The 19,780-nt window shown below is 55.0% G+C and carries 16 protein-coding genes; 6 read left to right on the top strand and 10 right to left on the bottom strand.

Annotated elements, in window-relative coordinates; translation table 11 throughout:
• From WEB54_RS05290 to chrA, 8 genes are all read right to left on the bottom strand, one after another.
• A complete protein-coding gene (locus WEB54_RS05290; RefSeq protein ID WP_368053760.1) occupies positions 1-1,050 on the bottom strand; it encodes a proline racemase family protein in 1,050 nt (349 codons plus the stop codon).
• Positions 1,047-2,219: a zinc-binding dehydrogenase gene (locus WEB54_RS05285; protein ID WP_368053914.1), complete on the bottom strand. Its 1,173-nt coding sequence runs from the start codon at positions 2,217-2,219 to the stop codon at positions 1,047-1,049. The genes WEB54_RS05290 and WEB54_RS05285 overlap by 4 nt, the downstream gene beginning before the upstream one ends.
• Positions 2,220-2,274: 55 nt before the next feature.
• Entirely contained in the window at positions 2,275-2,718 is a 444-nt protein-coding gene (locus WEB54_RS05280; RefSeq protein ID WP_368053756.1) for a universal stress protein, read from the bottom strand.
• Between the two features lie 27 nt (positions 2,719-2,745).
• Positions 2,746-4,029, bottom strand: coding sequence for a TRAP transporter large permease (locus tag WEB54_RS05275; RefSeq protein WP_368053754.1), 1,284 nt, complete (start codon positions 4,027-4,029; stop codon positions 2,746-2,748).
• Between the two features lie 93 nt (positions 4,030-4,122).
• Positions 4,123-4,713: a TRAP transporter small permease gene (locus WEB54_RS05270; protein ID WP_368053752.1), complete on the bottom strand. Its 591-nt coding sequence runs from the start codon at positions 4,711-4,713 to the stop codon at positions 4,123-4,125.
• A 270-nt stretch (positions 4,714-4,983) separates the two neighbouring features.
• Complete coding sequence (gene dctP, locus WEB54_RS05265) at positions 4,984-6,009, bottom strand: TRAP transporter substrate-binding protein DctP (protein WP_368053750.1); 1,026 nt, start codon at positions 6,007-6,009, stop codon at positions 4,984-4,986.
• 556 nt (positions 6,010-6,565) lie between these two features.
• Entirely contained in the window at positions 6,566-7,408 is an 843-nt protein-coding gene (locus WEB54_RS05260) for a hypothetical protein (protein ID WP_368053748.1), read from the bottom strand.
• A 281-nt stretch (positions 7,409-7,689) separates the two neighbouring features.
• Positions 7,690-8,880 carry a chromate efflux transporter gene (gene chrA / locus WEB54_RS05255; RefSeq protein ID WP_368053746.1) on the bottom strand — a complete coding sequence of 397 codons (1,191 nt, stop codon included), beginning with the start codon at positions 8,878-8,880 and terminating at the stop codon, positions 7,690-7,692.
• 281 nt (positions 8,881-9,161) lie between these two features.
• On the opposite strand from chrA, the gene WEB54_RS05250 reads away from it, so the two are divergent.
• The 3 genes from WEB54_RS05250 to WEB54_RS05240 all read left to right on the top strand — a co-directional run bounded on the left by WEB54_RS05250 (position 9,162) and on the right by WEB54_RS05240 (position 13,679).
• Positions 9,162-10,235 (top strand): Leu/Phe/Val dehydrogenase, encoded by a 1,074-nt coding sequence (locus WEB54_RS05250; RefSeq protein ID WP_368053744.1) that lies wholly within the window; start codon positions 9,162-9,164, stop codon positions 10,233-10,235.
• A 99-nt stretch (positions 10,236-10,334) separates the two neighbouring features.
• The gene (locus WEB54_RS05245; protein ID WP_368053911.1) at positions 10,335-13,163 is read left to right on the top strand and encodes a PAS domain S-box protein; all 2,829 of its coding nucleotides are present in this window, start codon (positions 10,335-10,337) and stop codon (positions 13,161-13,163) included.
• Positions 13,164-13,286: 123 nt separating this feature from the next.
• Complete coding sequence (locus tag WEB54_RS05240; protein WP_368053741.1) at positions 13,287-13,679, top strand: response regulator; 393 nt, start codon at positions 13,287-13,289, stop codon at positions 13,677-13,679.
• On the opposite strand, the gene WEB54_RS05235 is transcribed toward WEB54_RS05240, so the two are convergent.
• On the bottom strand, positions 13,621-15,312 hold the full coding sequence (locus WEB54_RS05235; protein WP_368053909.1) for a diguanylate cyclase: 1,692 nt from the start codon (positions 15,310-15,312) through the stop codon (positions 13,621-13,623). The two genes, WEB54_RS05240 and WEB54_RS05235, sit on opposite strands and share 59 nt — an antisense overlap.
• A 233-nt stretch (positions 15,313-15,545) precedes the next feature.
• On the opposite strand from WEB54_RS05235, the gene WEB54_RS05230 reads away from it, so the two are divergent.
• The gene (locus WEB54_RS05230) at positions 15,546-16,772 is read left to right on the top strand and encodes a multidrug effflux MFS transporter (RefSeq protein WP_368053907.1); all 1,227 of its coding nucleotides are present in this window, start codon (positions 15,546-15,548) and stop codon (positions 16,770-16,772) included.
• A gap of 3 nt (positions 16,773-16,775) precedes the next feature.
• Here the strand turns inward: WEB54_RS05230 and WEB54_RS05225 are convergent, their stop codons facing one another.
• Entirely contained in the window at positions 16,776-17,285 is a 510-nt protein-coding gene (locus tag WEB54_RS05225; protein ID WP_368053735.1) for a dihydrofolate reductase, read from the bottom strand.
• 138 nt (positions 17,286-17,423) lie between these two features.
• On the opposite strand from WEB54_RS05225, the gene WEB54_RS05220 reads away from it, so the two are divergent.
• Both WEB54_RS05220 and WEB54_RS05215 read left to right on the top strand, forming a co-directional pair.
• A complete protein-coding gene (locus WEB54_RS05220) occupies positions 17,424-17,981 on the top strand; it encodes a hypoxanthine-guanine phosphoribosyltransferase (protein WP_368053733.1) in 558 nt (185 codons plus the stop codon).
• Positions 17,982-18,543: 562 nt separating this feature from the next.
• Positions 18,544-19,659, top strand: a complete 1,116-nt coding sequence (locus WEB54_RS05215) for a hypothetical protein (protein WP_368053905.1) — start codon at positions 18,544-18,546, stop codon at positions 19,657-19,659.
• Positions 19,660-19,780 lie beyond the last annotated feature (121 nt).

Below are 19,780 nucleotides of genomic sequence, written 5' to 3'. Positions count from 1 at the left end.
CTATGGCGCGGTCAGCAGGGCATCGAGCCCCTGGCTGGTGACCATGGGATCGTCGCGGTTAACGATGATATCCGACTTCGCAATCACATAACTTTTTCCGGTAATGTTGTTTTCAATCACCGGAAACCGGCCTTGCTGTTGTACTCCGGTGTATTCACCCACAAAGCGGGTGTCACGCAGGGAGACGGTTTCCAGTTTATCGCCGGGCTCAATTAGCCCTTCATAGTGCATTAACGCCAGCCTTGCCGAGGTGCCGGTACCGGTGGTGCTGCGGCAAATGACGCCGGGGTGCACGTAAGTCGCGGAACGGGAACGATAGTACCCATCGCTCACGGTCTCTACCGGCCCCATAAAATGCAGGAAGGGTAATGGCCCAACATCGCCCAGGCTGTAATGGGAAAAGGGCGGTTCGGCCTGAATGGCGGTGACGATGGCGTGGGCGCAGTCGTTGAGGGCACGCTCTTCATTCGGTGTTAAGTTGAACCCCAGGTCGGTGGCATCCACCAGTGCGTAAAACCCTCCGCTGTAAGCAACGCTGTAAGTGACGTCGCCAAGGCCGGGTACCATCAGCGTCGCTTTATAGGTATCGATGTAACTGGGCAGGCCCTCGCAGGTCACTGATTCGACGATGTTGTTGCTAACCCGGGCGGTAATATTGACCAGGCCCGCTGGCGACTCCAGTATAAAGTGTTGCTCACCCTCCTGTTTCTCCACCAAGCCCAATTCCAACACCGCCGTGGCCGTGCACAGGGTGTTCGAGCCTGAATAAATCGGGTAGCCCATCACTTCCATAATAATGTAACCGGCCGCTGCTCTCGGGTCGGTGGCGGGCACCAGCAAGTCGACCGACATTTCCGGAATGCCATAGGGTTCTTCCAATAGCAGGGTCCGCAGGCCGTCGGCGTGATCGCGCAGGTATTCCATCTGGGCGCGCACGGTGGCGCCGGGCAGGGGCGCAATGCCGCCAGTCACAATGCGGCTAACATCGCCACCGGCGTGAGTATCGAGTAATTGCAGCGTGAGCTTGGAGGGGTTTTTCGGTGTGCTCATCCGGCGTTCTCCAACGCATAGGGTGCGCCGTGTTCCGACCATTGCGCATCCGGTACGATGACAATTTTGCCCAGGTAGTTGCTGGCGCGGTGCATGAAGTAGTCTTCTGCATGGTGCAGGTCAGATAGTTTGAACGCTGCGTGCAACACCGGCTTCAGTTCACCGGCCCGAATCCAGTCGATCAGTTGGTCGGCCTCTTCCCGGGTGCCGTGTGACACGCCGAAAATCTGCACCTGATACAGATAGATGCGTGTCCACAGGACCTCACTGATATTACCACCGCTGGCACCGGCGATGCTGAGACGGGGGTTGTCGTTACGCCGGTGCATATCGACAATCATGGTGTCGATGAACTGATCGGTGGCCTCACCCCCAACCAGATCCATCACCGCGTCGATCGGGTGGCCGTCGGTAACGTCCTGTACGCGGTCGGTAAAATTCTGCATGTTGTTGCGGTCGAGCACAGCTTCAGCGCCGAGCGCCAACAGTGCCTTAGCTTTGTCGGCCTGACTGAGCGCGTAGGGAATGGCACCCAGAATACGACACAACTGAATCAGCGCCGTACCGACGCCGCCACTGGCGCCGGTGACCAGAATGCGCTCCCCGGCCTTAACCCGGGCCGAGGTCAGCATGTGCAGCGCAGTCTGGTAAGAGCACATGCCCAGGGCCGCCAGCGGCGCATCGGCCAGCTCGGTGTTATCGATGTGGTGAAACTGATCGGAAGACACTGCGATGTATTCAGCGTAACCGCCGTTGGCACCGTGACCGTAGTAGTCTGGCACCAAATTGATGGTGCGCCGGGCGTCCGGGTAGAGATTAAAGTCGAGCAGGCCGCGTTGACCCAGGCGCTCGCTGCTGACCCCATCGCCAACGGCCACAACGCGTCCAACCACATCGGCCCCCTGAATGCGCGGAAAGGTCAGGGTTGCCTTGCCACCCATTTGAAAGGAGGTAACGTCGTTTTTATCTTGCGTGGGGTACAGGCCTTCGCGTGCCTTGCGATCGGTGTTGTTTTTTGCCGTCGCCGTCACCTTTACCAGCACTTCACCGGGCCCGGGACGGGGCGTCGGTACAGTGGTCTGGTATTCCAGCTTGTCGATGCCGCCATGACCGGTCAGCACCATGGCGGACATTTGGGCAGGGATATCGAAGTCAGTTCGCGCAGCCATGGTCAATCTCCCTGATGAAATCGGAGCCTGAAGGTTCCGGTCAGTTTAGCGCCAATCAGACAATTAATGTCGGGCAATGCGCCAGACTGGCTACCCGGTGTGACACACTGCCCAGCAACAGGCCGTCTTTATCGGAGTGGGTGCCATGCGCACCCATGACGATCAGGTCGATGCCCTTGTCTTTGGCAAATTTCACAATCATTTTGGAGGGTCGTCCGCCTTTCACAAACCCCCGAACCTTTTTAGCGCCTTTTTCAGTCGCGACGTTCTTGGCATGCTCGACGATTTCCTTGGCATAGCCAGCCAGGGTGTCATCCGGTATTTGCAGATCCTCGGGCCGACCAACGGATAAAGATGCCGCAAACAGGCTGTGGTGCTTGTAAACACAGATCAGATAAATTTCCGCTTCGGGTGTCATTTGCTGGAATTCAATAGCCTGTTCCATGGCGCGCAGTGCAGCCTTGGAGCCGTCTACAGCCACCAGTATTTTCTTAAACATGGATCGGTCTCCCTATCAGTAATGCACTCAACGGAACGCGAGATCCCGCAGGAATAAGGCAATTTGCGGAAACATAATCAGCAGCGCGGCTGAGAAAATCAGGATAAAGATAAACGGCGGTGTACCGCGAATAACTTCCCAGTACGGACGTTTAAAAATGGCAATGGCGGTAAAGATGTCACAACCAAAGGGTGGTGTGGCCGAGCCAATGGCAACCTGCAGGGTGATCAGAATACCCACCAGTACCGGGTCCAGTCCGGTAGCGGCAATGGCGGGTGCAAAAATGGGTGTTAATACGAGAATGACCACAATCGGGTCGACAAACATGCAGGCAATAAAGAAGGCGACACAGATGGAAACCAGAACCCCTACAGCACCCATTTCGTTGACACCAACCGCTTCCAGAATGGCCTGGGGAATCTGCGCGAAAGAGATGATCCAGGAGAAGCCATTGCCAACCGCAACGAGAATAAACACCACGGCCGTGATCAGCCCGGTCGACTTGGCGATGCGATACATATCGGGCAATTTCAATTCACGAAATACAATGAATTCCAGAAACACGGCGTACAGCACGCAGACAGCTGCCGCTTCAGTCGGGCTGAAAATACCGCCATAAATACCACCGACAATGATGACCGGAAACATCAGCGGCCACAGGGCGCCTGCCACGGCTTTACCGCGTTCGTTCCAGCTGGCTTTAGGCTCTGTCGGTACGTTATGCCGGTAGGCGTAAATCAGGGCATAGAGCGAGAAGAACACGAGAATCATCAGGCCCGGGCCGACACCGGCAATAAACAGCTCGGCAATGGAGGTTTCGGAAATAACCCCGTAGATGATCATGCCGATGCTGGGAGGAATCAGGAAGGCAATGTCACTGGCGTTGATGATCAGCGCCAGGGTGAACGAATCCGAATACCCGGCTTTCAGCATCTTGGGACGCAGCGGCGAACCCACGGCAACCACGGTTGCCTGAGTCGAACCGGATACCGCACCAAAGAGGGTACAGGAGGTGGCCGTACTGATCGCCAGGCCACCTTTCACATGACCAATAAAGGACATCACCATGTCGATCAGACGATTGGCCGACTGACCGCGGGTCATAATGTCGGCTGCCAGAATGAACATGGGTACGGCGATTAACGAGGCGGGTCGAATGCCGCCCATCATCTGTTGAATAAAGGTGGTGTTCTGTCCGAAGCCATCGAACATCATGTAGAAGCCAACCAGCGCAGCGGTGGTCAGCGGAATCATCATAGGAAAGCCAAGTAGCAGCAGTCCTATCATTATGAACATCAGGGTCGTGGCCATGATTGCCTCATTTTTTGTTTTCTTTTAAACGATGTGTTTTTTCAACCGAGACGTCAGCCTTTCACCAAGGCACCAGGAAAAAACGGTTCCCGATTACACTTCTTTTTCGGTGTCGGCATAACCATCCACTACCCCGGTAGACAGATACACATCGGTCGACGTCATGTTCTTGATTGCGGTCAACAAATACTGGGTCCCGGTGACGGTAAAACCGATGGGCACCCAGACATAGATGATCCAGATCGGGAATCCCAATGCGGGCAAGATACGGCCGCGACTGTACAGGTCGGTAATGTAGCCAACGGAGTAATAGCAAAGAAAAAACATCACGGCCGAGGTAAACAGGGCAATCACGATCATCAGAATGCGGCGTGGCATGGTAGGCAGCACATCGTAGATGGCTGACATACGAATATGACGGCCGTGGCGGGCTGCATAGCCGATACCGGCAAAGGTAATCATGATGATCAGAATCCGGTTGATTTCACCGGAGAAAAACAAGCCTTCCCCGAACACAAAGCGGAGAATGACGTTGATGCAGGTATTAACGGCCATCAGGATAACGCCGAGGGCCAGAATGACGGCCTCGGCTTTACTGATGGCGACGTCGATGACACCCAGAATACCGGGCAATCCGGATTCAAAGGTTCCGGTGTCATCCATCTCATTAGACGGGTCGGACATTGACATGGCTCCTGTGCGTAACGAACGCTGAGCAAAGGCTCATATGAACAGATCCGTGTATTTCAGGGCCAAAGACAGCCTGCGGCGTGCAGGCTGTGTCTGGTATCCAGAGCAAGCGGTGCGGCTGCTATAAGGTGTTAAGCAGACACATCGTCTGGGGTTGGATCTGGATAATGGTCAGGGCCGGAGCCCCGACAGTGACGCAAGTGGTTTTACGACCACCCGATGCGTCTCCGGTGGCACCTGTGCGCCACCGGAAAACCTTCTGTCTCAGTTGGTAACGGCTTCAAGGTCAGCCTTGAACTGATTCAGCAGGGCTTCACCGCTTTCGCCGGTCATCTCGATGAAGGTTTCTTCCACCTGGGGCGCCCGCGCCTTGAACAGCTCGATCTGTTCATCGGTCAGACGGGTGACCGTCACGTCATCGCTGGCCGCTTCGATCGCTGCCAGTGCTTCGTCAGCCAAGCCGTCGATGTGCACCAGAATTTCCTCAAAGGCATAGTCAGCTGCGTCCTGAATCAATTGCTGATCTTCTGAAGACAGACCGTTGTAAAAGTCCTGATTGGCCATGGCCGCTGTAGTGAACCAGCCGTGGCCGGTAAAGGTCAGGTTGGGTGACACTTCGTACAAACCGCCAGATTCAATCCAGAAAATCGGGTTTTCCTGCCCCTGAATCATGTTGGTCTGCAGCGCACCGTACACTTCACCCCAGGGTAACGGCGTAGCCGTGGCACCGAAGGCTTCGTAGGTGGAGGCCAGCAATGGGTTGGTCATGATGCGGATTTTCTTGCCATCAAAATCGGCCGGTTCAGTGATGGGTTCGTCGGCCGTGACCACCATTTCACCTTCGGGATACATTTGCAGCAGCTCAAGGTTTTGCTCCGCATAGAGCTCCGGAAAGTCTTCGTTAATGGCTTTACTTTCGCGGAAGAACTGAACCACGGTATCCATGTCGGTAGGCATCAGATAGGGAATGAAGAAGATTTGAGCTTCAGGAATCAGCGAACCGGTGAAGCCGGGAGACTGGTTCACAAACTGCAGAATACCATTCTGGGTCTGCTCCATGATGTCGTCGGACTCGCCGAGTTCACCGAAACGGTAGACCTGAAGGGTGTGGTCTGAATTGTCTTCAATGTATTCTTTGAATGCATAGGCGTAGACGTCCTGGACGTCGCCTTCATATTCTTCGTGTGCATACCGCCAGTTGGCAGCCTGGGCCATGCTGGCAGCACCCAGTGTCGCTGCGGCAAGGGCGGATACGCCCAGAATTCTGGTAAACGATGCAGATGTTTTCATGTATTAACCTCCATTCACCCCGGGGCTGGTCGAACACTCCGGGTGGGTTTCTGTTGGTTAGGGCTGAGGGTTTGAAATAGGCCGACATCCATCGACTCATCATCCCCCAAAATCCTTTAGAGCTATATCAGAATGGCAAAACAATTCAGCTCTGGCAAGGAAATAGGCATTAAATTAATTCGGATAATTTGAAAGATGGAAGCTTGCAGCGATGTAAGAGCCCGTTGTCAGGGCATTGCGGTAAACAAGCCGACAGACGCCAAGCCGTGCTTTGGCCACCGGATGAGGTGAACTGAAAGCGTTATAAAAGCTGATTCCCCTAAAATTATCGCCCCCAAAGAAGCGTACTGGGGCCTTGCTTGACCAAGCAACTTTCCGAAACTGAAAAGGTGCTCATTTCAATTACTTAGATCAAATTATAAGCAAAGTGATAAATTGGAACAGTGAGTGACTGAGAAAATAGATGGAAGCAATAAAGTTTCGTGTTCGAAAGTATTTTGTGTAATAGCGAGTACGGGAAAAAGGGGGTAAGCGATACGCTGGATGCTGGATGAAATCAGTGTTCGAACAACTTGCGCCAGCCAGCATCTACAGGCAGGTGAGTAAGCGAAAGCAGCAACTCATCCAGCACATCGGGGGAACTGGCGTAACCGGCGATCAGATCGTTGATGAGAAACAGACGCTGCTCCAGTTTCAGGCGGATTTTAAGGTACGGGCTGTTGTCCAGAATGCGCAGTGGGTAGACGCCGGTCGACAGGTAAAATCGGGCGTAGTAGTTAAAGTTAAGGGTGACATCACCGGATAAGATGCGTCGTACAGTGCGCGGCGTAACGTTCAGATGCTGGGCTAGCTCGCGCCGGGTCAACTGGTTGTTCTGAAGGAAGCAAAGCAGGCCATCCGCCACCATGCGGTAGTAATCTTTGTCGTGAAAAAACGGCCGGACACCCGCCAGCTCGCTGGGCTGTATGCACACTGAGTCATCTGCATCCCGGCCGATGGGCCGCGGGCAATGATCGATCATGGTTTGCAATGCCGCCAGGCAATCACCCGGTGACACCCGTTGCAACAGCAACGCCAGCCGAACCTGGCGAATGTTGCGGTAGTCGCCAATGGGCAGGTGACTGAAATAATTTGATTGTGCCAACAAATGCAGAGGCGACATGCCCATCACAAAACACCACCAGTTGATAATGTGCATGCGGTATTGGCGTTTACCCTTCTCCATTTCCATGTACGTTTTTTTGGAGACGGACAGTAGTCGGCTCATGGCCGGCATGTTCAGCTCGTTCATATGGCGCACCTGGGCGATGAATGCACCGGCACTTTCATTGAACAGGTATTCGATGTTGTCGAAATCGACACCTGGGCTACGCTCGGGTACGCATTGATCTGCTTTCATAGGGTTCAGTCTGGTATAGACCCGGGTTGTCGCCAATCGGACGCAATCGGGGTGCACTAAAAACGCTGGCTACGCCTCTGGGATATGGAACCCTGGCCAGGTAGTCAGGTACGAATACCGACGCTACCGGTATGTGACCCTATGCACAATAAACAATCGACCCAAACAGGCGCTTATCGTGCAGTAACCGTCCAAACGCCGCCGCTGTGCGGTTTTTGGGCCGGACACAAACGACACCCCTGTGGATAACTTGATTGTGCCTTCTTCACCTAAGCAGGCCGTCAGATTGCCAGAGGCAACGCATTCAGTGTGATACCGCTGAAGGCAAAACCAAGCACCAGAACCACCAGCGGCACACGCTGGCTGCGCAACAGCAACACACCAATGACCACCGGTGCCAGATGCCAGGGCACCTGCACGCCCTGCAAAAACACCGGCTGATACAGCGCCGCCATCAGCAGACCAACCACAGCGGCATTGATCCCGAAGACCGCGCCGTTGATGCGAGGCCGGGCCAGCAAGGCCTGCCAGTAATCACGCACCGCCAGTAACAATAGGAATCCCGGCAGAAAGATAGCCAACGTCGCCAGAGCCGCACCGAGCAGTGGAGTCTCGGGCTGTAACAAGGCCCCCAGGTAAGCGGCCAGAGAAAACAAGGGACCGGGCAGTGCCTGCGCCACCGCATAACCAAGCAGGAAGGCATCCTGGCTGATGGCATCACCAACGGTCGCTTGCAACAGCGGCAACACCACATGACCTCCGCCAAACACCAGTGCCCCGGCCTGGTAAAAAGCAGGCCAGAGTTCACCCAGCCAGCCCAGTGCACCTAGCCCGGCCAGCAACAGGAACATAGCCAGCGACAGCCAGCGCACTCGCCCCCGGGCACCCTTGGAAACCTTGCCCGGTGCAGTTGCGCGGCGACTGGCACCCCAGGCTGCGGCAAGCAGCAACACCAGCAATTGCCCGCCAACCCCGGGCCAGACCACCAGAGTGGCTAGCGTCAGCAGGGCAATGGCCTGGGTGTCTTTGGCGTTGCAAAAACGGCTGAACATACCGGTCACGGCATCCAGCACGACCACCACAGCCAGCCACTTAAGGCCCATAATGACTCCCGGGACCCAGGCCGCCGTTGTTGTTAGGCTGGTTACCGCTACAGCGGTCATAATCACAAAGGATGGCAGGGTAAACCCGATAAACGCCGCAATAGCGCCAGGCAAACCTGCCCGGTGCTGACCAATGGCAAAGCCAACCTGGCTGGAACCAGGGCCGGGTAAAAACTGACTCAGTGCTAACAGGTGGGCGTAATGCTCTTCGCTGAGCCATTGCAAACGAACCACAAAGGCCGTGCGAAAGTAGCCAAGGTGAGCCGCAGGACCACCGAAGCTGGTGCAGCCGAGCAACAGGAAGCGCCAGAAAACTTCCCAGGCTCCGCGCCAGCGTTCGTTGATCTGTGTTGCCGTACTGGGCGTCATTGTTGCAGACCTTATTCGGATGAAAGAGTTCAGTTGACACCGCTCTGAAGCGGGGTATTCAGCTTATGGCGGTATAATGACAGATCGGCTCGTCGATCGCGGTGCTCAAAGCCGAGATCGAAGCCTTACTCGACGACGTACGCCAGCCTATAGCTAATAACACTGGACAAACCCGCCTAACGAATTAAGGTTACAGCCAAGGCCCCACAAGGGCCAACATGGCCTAAGCCACTACTCAGTACCGGTGACCCCGGCACTCTCCCAACAAAAGGATCATCGTCATGAGCCTGTTTGATCATGTCGAGTTCGACCAGCATGAACACGTCAGCTACGTCTGCGACCCAGACTCCGGTCTGCGCGCCATCATCGCCATTCACAATACACAACTCGGCCCGGCGATGGGCGGCACCCGTTACTACCCTTACCTGAACGACGCCGATGCGCTAACTGATGTGCTGCGCCTGTCGCGCGGCATGAGTTACAAGAGCGCCCTGGCGCGGTTGCCGCTGGGCGGCGGCAAGTCGGTGATTATCGGCGACCCGAAAATGCAGAAAACACCGGCACAGATGCGGGCTTTTGGCCGCTTTCTGGAGCGCCTGGGTGGTCTGTACATTGCCGCAGAAGACTCAGGCACGTCCGTGGCTGATATGAAAATCGTACGCGAAGTCACCACCCACGTGTCGGGCTGCGACGATAAACAAACCCTCGAAGGCCATACCAAGTCTGGTGATCCGTCGCCAGCTACCGCCTACGGCTGTTTTCTTGGTATCCAGGCGGCGGTTGAGTACCGCTTGAAGCGGGATGACCTGAATGGCCTGATCGTGGGCATTCAGGGCCTGGGCAATGTTGGCTATCGACTGGCCGAGATGCTGGCCGAAGCGGGTGCTCATCTGATTGTCACCGACATCAATGCCGAGGCTGTGCACCGCGCCGAACGGGAACTCGATGCCAAAGCCGTCGGGCTTGATGACATATATAGCCAGCCGATGGACATTTTCGCACCCTGTGCGCTCGGGGCCACGGTGAACCCGCACACGCTTGAACAACTGCAGGCCAGCATCATCGCCGGCTCAGCCAATAACCAGCTCGATACCGCCGAAACCGGTCGACGGGTGCATGCCAAAGGCCTCTGTTACGCGCCGGATTATGTGATCAACGCCGGAGGCATCATCGACGTCTGCTATGAAAAGCAGGGTAATTACGATACCGACATCGTTAACCAACACATCGAGGGCATTTACGACACCCTGATGGCGCTGTTCGAGCGGTCGGAACGTGACAACATGGCCACCAGCGACCTGGCCGACACCATGGCCCGCGAGCGGTTACAACCGGCTCCTGTACAGCCAACTTAGCGAACCGCCTGAACCCGAGCGCGCCCGCATCAATACCGCCCCAGGCGTGCCGTGCAATGCTAGACTGTATGGCAATAACCCGACACGACGACGGTATTGATGCAAGCACCCGCCTTTCCCGACAACGAACGTCAGCGATTGATCGCGCTGAACAGCCTCGACATTCTGGACACCCCCACCGAAGCGACATTCGAACGGGTCACGCGCATTGCGCGCCAGGCGCTGGGCGTGCAAACCGTGCTGATCAGTCTGATTGATGCCAACCGGCAGTGGTTCAAATCGCGGCAGGGGCTCGATGCGACTGAAACGCCGCGTACGGTGTCGTTTTGTGGCCATGCCATTCTGGGTGAAGGCCTGTTTGAAATTCCAGACGCACTGGCCGACCCCCGTTTCGCCGACAACCCGTTGGTTACGGGAGACCCCAAGGTTCGTTTTTACGCCGGTATGCCGCTGCATTCCCGGGGCGGCCATGCGCTCGGCACCCTCTGCCTGATCGACCCGGCTCCGCGCACCCTGACGAGCGGCGAGCGGGCGCTGTTGTCCGATCTGGCCGAATTGGCCGAAGCCGAATTGCAGCGGCGCGAAAAACTGGACCAGGTTCAACTGCGCGCGATCATCGAAGGCACTCGCGCCGGCATCTGGGAATGGAATGTACAGACCGGTGCGTCGGTATTTAACGAACGCTGGGCCGAGATCGCGGGGTATCGGTTGGAAGAGCTGGCGCCGGTGTCGATCAATACCTGGCGACAGCTGGTGCACCCGGATGACCTGGCGTCGTCAGAAGCGCTGCTCAATGCCCATTTTAACGGTGAAACCCCGGTGTATGAGTTGGTCTGCCGAATGCGCCACAAAAATGGGCACTGGGTCTGGATTCTGGATCGCGGCAAGGTCGTCAGCTGGACGGACGACGGACGACCAGAGTGGGTGATGGGCACACACCTGGACATCTCCGATCTGAAAGAGAGCGAATCCAAACGCCTGCAAACCGACCAGGCTCTGCAGAGTCGCGAGCGGCTGTTGCGCACCATCATCGACAACATACCGATGAATATTTACGTCAAGGATCGCAGCGGTCGCAAGTTGCTCGCCAACCGTGCAGAGCTCGATCAACTCGGCATTGCCCGGGAAGCCGATGTACTCGGCAAGCACGACCGTGACTTGTATCCCGACCATCTCGTCGTAAAGTCCGACCAGGAAGATCGGGCGGTACTGGACCAGGGTGAAACCCTGTGCTTGCTGGAAAGCGAAGGCGTGGATAAGCAGGGTCAGACCAGTTGGTATCGGATTTCAAAATTGCCGCTGCGCAACCAGAACGGCGATATTGTTGGCCTGGTGGGTCTCAGCATCGACGTCACCGAAGAACGCAATACCAGACAAAATCTACGCCGTCAGTTGCAGTTCCTGAGTGTGCTGAACGACATTGCCGCCGATGCCCGGAGCAGCGTGGACGACCGCCTCAACCGCGCACTGGCGCTGGGCTGCGAACACCTCGGGCTGGAGGTCGGTATCGTCAGCCAGATCGAACAAGACCAGTATACCGTGCAATGGTGTCAGGCACCGGTGTCAACAGCGTTGAGCTCGGGAGATGTGTTCGCATTGGGTGATACCTTTTGCAGTCTGGTATTGCAAAACGAGGGCGAGCTGGTCATTCATTCAACGTCCGGCACCGAGTATCAGCGGCATCCCTGTTATCAGCGTTTTAGTGTTGAAACCTATGTTGGTATTCGCCTGCGGGTGAATTCCGAGGTTTACGGTACCTTGAATTTTTCGACATCCCAGCAGGTGAATATCGCGTTTGATGAAACCGATCTGGCGTTCGTTCGATTGCTCGGCCACTGGGTTGAATCTGCGCTCGAACGCGAACGGGATCAGCGGCGCTTACAGCAGCGCGAAGCCCGGTTGCGCGTTTTGTTCGAATTGTCGCCCATAGGCATCGCTTTGACGGACCTGGCGACAGGCCAATTTCTCACCGTGAATGATGCCATGGTTCAGCAAAGTGGCTATGACCGCAATGCTTTACTTGCCATGAGCAATCGGGATTTATCAGCCAGCCTGGGTGACTTGATCGACAGTCCCGATTTACGTGAGCTGGGCGAAAAGGAACAGTTTGGGCCCGTGGAGGCCAGGGTTACGCATCGCGATGGGCATCAGTATCCGGTCAATGTGATTGGCCTGAAAGTACCGGAGGTGGATGGCTCTACCTTGCTCTGGACGGTATATGAAGACATCAGCAACCGGCGCCGCATCGATCAGCTGAAGAGCGAACTGGTATCATCGGTCAGTCACGAACTGCGTACACCGCTGACGTCCATATCCGGGTCGTTGAAATTACTTGCAGCGGGTCATCTGGGTACCCTGCCCGAGCCTGCTGGCAATATGGTGAAGGTTGCCCTGAAAAATTCCGACCGGCTGATTCTTCTGGTCAATGATCTTCTGGATATGGATAAACTCATCGCCGGTCGCATGCCATTCGATATACAACCGATACCCTTGCAGGCATTGCTGACCACTACGTTTAATAACATCACCGGTTTCGCTTACCTGCACCAGGTGCAAGTAGTGGTTGGTGAAGTGCCACCGGTCAGTGTTCGGGTGGATGCGCACCGGTTTGAACAGGTGCTATCCAATTTGTTGTCCAATGCCATTAAATTCTCGCCCGAAGGTGAAACAGTGACAATCGAGTCCCGGGTAAGCGACAGCACCGTGACAGTGACCGTGCGCGACCACGGCCCGGGCATTCCGGATAGTTTTAAAGACCAGGTGTTTCAGCGTTTCAGCCAGGCTGATAACCGGAGCAGCCGGCAAAAAGGCGGCACCGGGCTAGGGCTGGCGATTAGCCAGAGCATCGCGCAAACCATGGGCGGCGAAATTGGTTTTGAATCACGGCCCGGGCTGACCGAGTTTCGAGTGGTGGTACCGCGGGCTTAAAACGCGTTATTCTCATCGAACAGACAGCGACGAGCTACGAGTAGAGAGCTAGGATTAAGCATTAAGAGCGGCTATAACGAATAAAGCACCGAGTGATGGTGCTGAAATGAGAGATACCAGCCCATGACCCTGAGCTATGTCGTGCACGTAGAGGACGACCCGGACATTCGCGCCATTGCCGAACTGGCGCTGGTGACCGTGGGTGGTCTGGAAATCACCCAGTGCGCTTCCGGTGTCGAGTGTCTGGCAGCGATAGAAGAACGCATTCCGGATCTGCTGCTGCTCGACGTGATGATGCCGGATCTGGATGGGCCGGAAACCCTGCGCCGGTTGCGCGACTTGCCCGGCATGAGCGATATACCCGCGGTGTTTATGACGGCCAAAGCCCAGCCCGAGGAGATCAGCGGATACCAGGCGTTGGGGGCCATCGGCGTTATTCCCAAACCGTTCGATCCGCTTACGCTGGCTGATCAGGTGCGTCAGCTATGGCAGCAGGCGCAACCACCGGCGGGCTGATCACCACCTGGTTACGCCCAGCCTGTTTGGCCTGGTACAAAGCGTCATCCGCCGCCTTAAACTGCTCAAGGTGACTGCTGTATCCCCGGGCATCACTGATGCCGGCACTGAAGGTGACGGTAAAACGGCCGGTTGGGGTGGTGAACGTCAGGGCGGACATGTCGGCGCGAATGGCATCGGTCAGGTTTTTAGCCTGATCGGTCGGGGTATCTGGCAGCAGGATCACAAACTCCTCGCCACCATAGCGGCCGACCGTATCGGTACAGCGAAAGCGGGCCATCAGTAATTGCGACAGGGTGCGTATCACCTGATCGCCAATGTCATGCCCATGGGTATCGTTCACGGCTTTGAAATGATCCAGATCCAAGATCACCAGACTGCTTGGTGACTGCTCTCGTTGCGCCCGCGCAAACGCCTGCTTCAAAGCACGTTGCACCGCACCGTGGTTGTTCAGCCCCGACAATGCATCCCGGTTCACCAGATCACTCAGCTGGCGGGCGCGTTCAGCGCGCGCGGTGACCAGCTGCACCAGTTCGGTTTCATCCATGCCCTTGTACAACAGATCATCCGAGCCGGTGTTGAGCAGATCACTGCGTTGCGCTGCTTGCTGATGATCGCCAGTCAGGAACAAAATGGGCAGGGTTTCGAAACGTTCATGCAGACGCAGTACACGGGCCACTTCGGGACCGGTCGCTTTGGGCATGTTGATATCAAGCAGCAGTAAATCCGGGTTGAATTGCTCGATCTGCCGGAAGACACGCGCCGGGTCGCTTTCCGTTTGCACACAGAGCCCTGAGGCTTCCAGTAGGGTTTGGTAGTAATGCATAACCTGTTCCTGATCGTCTATCAGTAACACCCGTCCCTGGAATTCCGGCGCGTGCCCCATTCTGGGTCTGACCAGGCGCAGCAATTGATCCACCGACACCGGCCGCATTAAACAGTGCTCAACCCCAGCCCGCACCAGCGCCAGTTGGGCCTGAAAATCCAGCTCATTGATCAGCACGATGACGTCAAGACCGTGCTTCAACCAGCGGTGAATGGGCGCCATAAACCGGCGCACCGAGCCCTGGCTCTCAGCCAGATCGACCAACACCCAGTCGGGGAGTGCCGTCGCCTTGCTGGACAGTGGCGCCTGAATGACCTCGTAGCCTTGTACATTCAGGTTGTTGAGCAACGTCTGGTCGGGCGTCGTATCCGGCTCGGTGATATAAGCCAACTGGGGTCTGGCAGCGGGCGCTGCCGTCGACGCTGGCGGAACCTCCTGGGCCAGCAGTCCGGTCGAAGGTGTGACTGCGGGTGTCGCAGAATCACCGGTGCTGTCCTGGGTCATCGCGGCGGTTAATTCGGTGAGAAAATCCGCAAGGCAGGCCGATGCCGACTCGGTAGTGTGTTGCCGTGCATCCAGTGCCGACTCCAGCAGCGCAGCACGGTTGCTCAACTCGCTGAAACCAAAGGTGACACTGTTACCCTTCAGCGTATGAACCTGGTGCAATAACGCCTGGCGATCGGCTTCCTCGCCCAGCCGGGTCCAGTGTTCCCAGCGGTCGGTGAACCGCTTGTATTCGCCAGGAAGTCGCTGCTGAAACTGATGGCGCAGCGATGCCAGTTTTGCCAACACGTCATGTGACGACATCGTTACCTCGCTAGTGACAGAGCAGTAAGGGGGCCCAAACGGCAAGAACAGCGCCTGCAGTTCGATCAAAGTCGCCTGGCGTTGAGCCTTCAATGCATAGTTTAGTCTACCCGGTCACCAATAGGCAGTGTGGGGCACGCATGAATTGCCCGATGGTTGAAGTCGAAACGCTAATACGCGAACGTTTGCTGGTATCCTTACTCTCTCACTGCCCCTGGTTGGACTGAACCGTCATGACTCCCGTTGCCTCGGCGAAACCCGTTCGCCCCGAGATGCGCCTGCCTGAATTTGTAACGCTGATGGCGTTGATGACCTCACTGGTCGCCCTAAGCATGGATGCCATGCTACCGGCCATGCCAGCCATCGCTTCAGACCTCGGCATTACCGACGTTGCCCGCACGCACATGATCATCACCTTTCTGGTATTGGGCATGGCCTTTGGTCAGGTGTTTTATGGCCCGCTATCAGACGTAATTGGCCGCCGGCCTTCGATTTTCAGCGGGCTGATGTGCTTTACCGTGGGCTCAGTGATTTCGATGCAAGCACAGACATTGGAATGGATGCTGATCGGCCGGCTGGTACAGGGTTTTGGTGTCTCCGGCCCCCGCATTGTCTCCGTCGCGATTATCCGCGACCGATATATTGGCCGTGCCATGGCACAGGTGATGTCGTTCATCATGATGGTGTTCATCATCGTACCGATGATCGCCCCTGCGATTGGCCAGCTTGTCGTGAAACTCTCCAACTGGCGGATGATCTTCGCGGTATTTATTGGCCTGGCGCTGATCATCACCGTCTGGTTCGGCTGGCGCCACCCGGAGACCCTGCCCAAAGACAAGCGTAAACCCTTTCTCTGGGCCGTGCTGATGCGCGACACCTGGACGGTGCTGACCACGCGCAGCGCCATGTGGTTTACCGCCGCCGCGGGCTTTATTTTCGGTGGCTTTCTCACCTACCTGAGTTCGGCGCAGGTGATCTACCAGGATCTTTACGGCGTTGGCGACCGCTTCCCGCTGTACTTTGCCGCCATGGCGGGCTCTATTGGCGTAGCCTCTTATGTGAACAGCCGCCTGGTGATGCGCTTCGGTACCCGGCTGATCAGCTATTTGGCGTTGTTTGGATTCATCGGTTGTTTCGCGCTGCTCTGGGGGTTGGCGTTGCTGCAAAACGGGCTGCCGCCAATCTGGCAGTTCATGGTGATCGGCGGTAGTGGTTTTTTCTCGGTAGGCCTGTTGTTCGGCAACCTGAATGCCATGGCGATGCAGCCGTTGGGCAAAGTAGCGGGCCTGGGTGCGGCCTTGATCGGCTCGTTAACCAGTTTTATTTCGGTGCCGTTGTCTTATCTGGTCGGGCTGTTTTTCAACGACACCCTGATTCCCCTGGTCGCGGGGTTTACCATTTTCGGCAGTGCCTCACTGTACTGCACCTGGATGGGCTTGCGCGGTTTTATTGAAGAATAACCATCAAGGTTGAGGCCGCTCGTAAACGATAAAGGAATAGTCGTACGGGTTGGGGCCTTCGGCGTTGAAGTCTTCCCGGGCCAGCTCCGTATAGGCAGTAAGATCAACGGGTGGGAAGACGGCATCACCTTCGACTTCGGCATGAACCAGGGTCACATACAGGCGGTCTGCATGCGGCAGCGCCTGGGCATAGATTTCAGCGCCGCCCATCACAATCACTTCATCGATATCACTGATCACCGATTCGGCCCGCGCCAGATCCAGCGCTTTCTCCAGGCTGGTGACAACCTTAACGCCCGGCAGCGACAGGCTGGCATCCCGGGTAACCACAATGTTGGTGCGGTTGGGCAAAGGTCGGCCAATGCTATCGTAGGTTTTGCGACCCATAATGATGGGCTTGCCGGTGGTGACCCGTTTGAAGTATTTGAGGTCTTCAGGCAGATACCAGGGCAATTTGTTATCCCGGCCTATGACGCCATTGCGGGCCATGGCCCAGATGAGGGCAACGCGCATCGAATTCTCCGTTGGTATAAGTCGGTAAAAACTGCGGTTATACTACCGAACAGTGAACAGTCTGTCGCTCCGCTTGCACCGTAACCAAGGAGCCGCTAAAGTTCGCCCCCCGTATAAAACCTGACCACAGAGGCAGCAATGACCGCCATCCCGTCTGATATCCAGCAAGTCTGGAATGAAGCAGATTGCCTGTTCACAGAAGCACAGGTCGAGCAAGCCATCGATAACATGGCGGTCGGCATTTCCGAAGACCTGGCCCGGAAGAACCCCATCGTCTTCAGCGTAATGAACGGCGGCCTGGTGCTAACCGGCAAGCTGGTGACCAAACTCGGCTTCCCGCTGGAAATCAGCTATCTCCACGCCACCCGCTACCGCGACCAAACCCGCGGGGCCGACCTGGAATGGCGCACTTATCCACAACAATCCCTGAAAGACCGCGCCATCCTTATTGTTGATGACATATACGACGAAGGTTCCACCCTCGGCGCCATTGTCGATCACGCCCACAAAGAAGGTGCCGCCGAAATCCACATCGCCGTACTGGTCGACAAACAGCACGACCGCAAAGCCCGCCCAGACATCATCCCCGACTACATCGGCCTGCAATGCGCAGACCGTTACGTGTTCGGCTACGGCATGGACTACAAAGGCTACTGGCGCAACGCCCCGGGCATTTATGCCGTAAAAGGGCTGTAACAGGCCCAACCAAAACCTCCTACTCAACAGGTAGGAGGCTAGTCCCCTGGGCGACAGGAAGCAAAACAAACCCCAGACCCTACCACCCCACCACATAAAAATTTGCCAACCCAACCTCAAAATGCCATCTTAACCAAACAACTGATTCCACCTTGGTGTGCCCTGTAACCGGCCGGGCGGTAGCGAATCTGCACGATTTGTATCCGCTGTTTCTTACATTAGCCTCTATACAGCTATTAAAGCCCCTTAAGCGTAATGTGATTAGCCGTGGTGTTGGTTCAATACTTGTCGAGTTTGGTGACACTGTGCACCAGAGTGCGACGCAAATACCGGGGAAATCTCGAAATAAGCCTCGCGGAGGACACTGATACCGGGAATCGTCGTCTGAAGCGACGGTTTTGCCGGTTTTGATATACGCCGATTAACGAGCTGGATATTGCCCACAAGCCCTTTATCAGTGAGTCTTAGCGGCGTGGTGTGATAGATTTTGGGTCATACTTACCGGAATCAGTGGCGGAACCGACGATGAAGAAACTGTTAGAGCATTCACATCGGAGACAATATGAACTCGTTTGGTGTAGGCTGTTTTCACTTCTCGATAGAAAATGGAGAGTCGAAAACGATTTTAGTTAAGGACTATGTTGAGGAAATTATCCGTACTCTAGAATCGCTGACAACAATATCTGATGTTATATGTAGCTATGATGAAAGTATCGCTAATTTAGAGTTGGATATTTCACCGCCCAACCCTAGACTGAACGAAGGTGGGGGTTGCTATCCACAAATACCATTCTTTGATCTTAGTTTCTGCGTTTATATACCCAGTCGAATTCAGGCCGATCTAATAGATTTACCTGAAGACTATATAGATACAGGCAGTGAGAATTTTAGAATCAAAATCGTTCACGATTGGCATGGACCTTTAAGCTATATTGAACCTGTAGGTGCAGGCCTAGATTCAAGGCCATCAACAGGCGTACGAGTTGTTAGAGAGTATCTTTTGCGAGAAATATCAAAAGTAAAAACATTCCTCCTTTTTGATCTTTTAGGGCCATCTCCATTTCATGCAGATTTTCATCTAATGCTTAATAACAGTCAGAATACTGAAGAATTATTTGAAACTCAGATAATCCATAGGCCCGGTTATGACCAAGTTATTTTTGCTTGTGCTAAGGATGGATTTTCCTCTAAAGAAGATGCACTTCAAGATCTATACGAGCAGCTATCTCAAGAGTTAGCATTTTTCTACGATTTAAACCTAAAAGAATCAGGGAAAATCCATCGCTGGCACGAAATACAAGAGATTTTGCATTCCATACTAAGTTTCGAAGATGATGGTTCAAAGAAATCTATTAAAGATAGACTTTATTTAAAACCAAAACTGTTTCGGAAAGTCTTCAAAAATATTGGATCATTTAAGGGGCAAAGTATTTTTGATAAAAGCTCCATCGCGCAGAATTACAACTCCATATATGAGAGCGATAAACATAAGACCTATTTGAAGGTTTTTATTGATAAGGAGATTTTTGAGCATTCAACATTCCCTGTAGACGAGACTTCCGAACTCTTGCGGTATTTTGATCAAAAAGCAGGGAAAGTATTTGAGCTGGCGATTGTGGCTATGGCTGCAATAATTGGAGGTATAGTTGGGTCAATTATCACAGTATCTTTCAGCTAATTGCTCTAACAAAGCGCTGCTGTCGGACAATTTTTCCGCTGCGCTCCAAAATTGCCGCAGAGCGCGGCGTTAGGTGGGAAAATGAATTTCGTCATTACATGGGTCGCGACGTACTTGCTTT

Source organism: Saccharospirillum sp., assembly GCF_040881935.1.
Taxonomy (GTDB): Bacteria; Pseudomonadota; Gammaproteobacteria; order Pseudomonadales; family Natronospirillaceae; genus Saccharospirillum.
The sequence above is the reverse complement of the archived record's forward strand: the minus strand, read 5'-3'. Positions and strand labels throughout refer to the sequence as shown.

Excerpts from the sequence above, each read along its gene's own strand:
- WEB54_RS05290 (WP_368053760.1), bottom strand. The coding sequence starts at position 1,050 with ATGAGCACACCGAAAAACCCCTCCAAGCTCACGCTGCAATTACTCGAT.
- WEB54_RS05285 (WP_368053914.1), bottom strand. The coding sequence starts at position 2,219 with ATGGCTGCGCGAACTGACTTCGATATCCCTGCCCAAATGTCCGCCATG.
- WEB54_RS05280 (WP_368053756.1), bottom strand. The coding sequence starts at position 2,718 with ATGTTTAAGAAAATACTGGTGGCTGTAGACGGCTCCAAGGCTGCACTG.
- WEB54_RS05275 (WP_368053754.1), bottom strand. The coding sequence starts at position 4,029 with ATGGCCACGACCCTGATGTTCATAATGATAGGACTGCTGCTACTTGGC.
- WEB54_RS05270 (WP_368053752.1), bottom strand. The coding sequence starts at position 4,713 with ATGTCCGACCCGTCTAATGAGATGGATGACACCGGAACCTTTGAATCC.
- dctP (WP_368053750.1), bottom strand. The coding sequence starts at position 6,009 with ATGAAAACATCTGCATCGTTTACCAGAATTCTGGGCGTATCCGCCCTT.
- WEB54_RS05260 (WP_368053748.1), bottom strand. The coding sequence starts at position 7,408 with ATGAAAGCAGATCAATGCGTACCCGAGCGTAGCCCAGGTGTCGATTTC.
- chrA (WP_368053746.1), bottom strand. The coding sequence starts at position 8,880 with ATGACGCCCAGTACGGCAACACAGATCAACGAACGCTGGCGCGGAGCC.
- WEB54_RS05250 (WP_368053744.1), top strand. The coding sequence starts at position 9,162 with ATGAGCCTGTTTGATCATGTCGAGTTCGACCAGCATGAACACGTCAGC.
- WEB54_RS05245 (WP_368053911.1), top strand. The coding sequence starts at position 10,335 with ATGCAAGCACCCGCCTTTCCCGACAACGAACGTCAGCGATTGATCGCG.
- WEB54_RS05240 (WP_368053741.1), top strand. The coding sequence starts at position 13,287 with ATGACCCTGAGCTATGTCGTGCACGTAGAGGACGACCCGGACATTCGC.
- WEB54_RS05235 (WP_368053909.1), bottom strand. The coding sequence starts at position 15,312 with ATGTCGTCACATGACGTGTTGGCAAAACTGGCATCGCTGCGCCATCAG.
- WEB54_RS05230 (WP_368053907.1), top strand. The coding sequence starts at position 15,546 with ATGACTCCCGTTGCCTCGGCGAAACCCGTTCGCCCCGAGATGCGCCTG.
- WEB54_RS05225 (WP_368053735.1), bottom strand. The coding sequence starts at position 17,285 with ATGCGCGTTGCCCTCATCTGGGCCATGGCCCGCAATGGCGTCATAGGC.
- WEB54_RS05220 (WP_368053733.1), top strand. The coding sequence starts at position 17,424 with ATGACCGCCATCCCGTCTGATATCCAGCAAGTCTGGAATGAAGCAGAT.
- WEB54_RS05215 (WP_368053905.1), top strand. The coding sequence starts at position 18,544 with ATGAACTCGTTTGGTGTAGGCTGTTTTCACTTCTCGATAGAAAATGGA.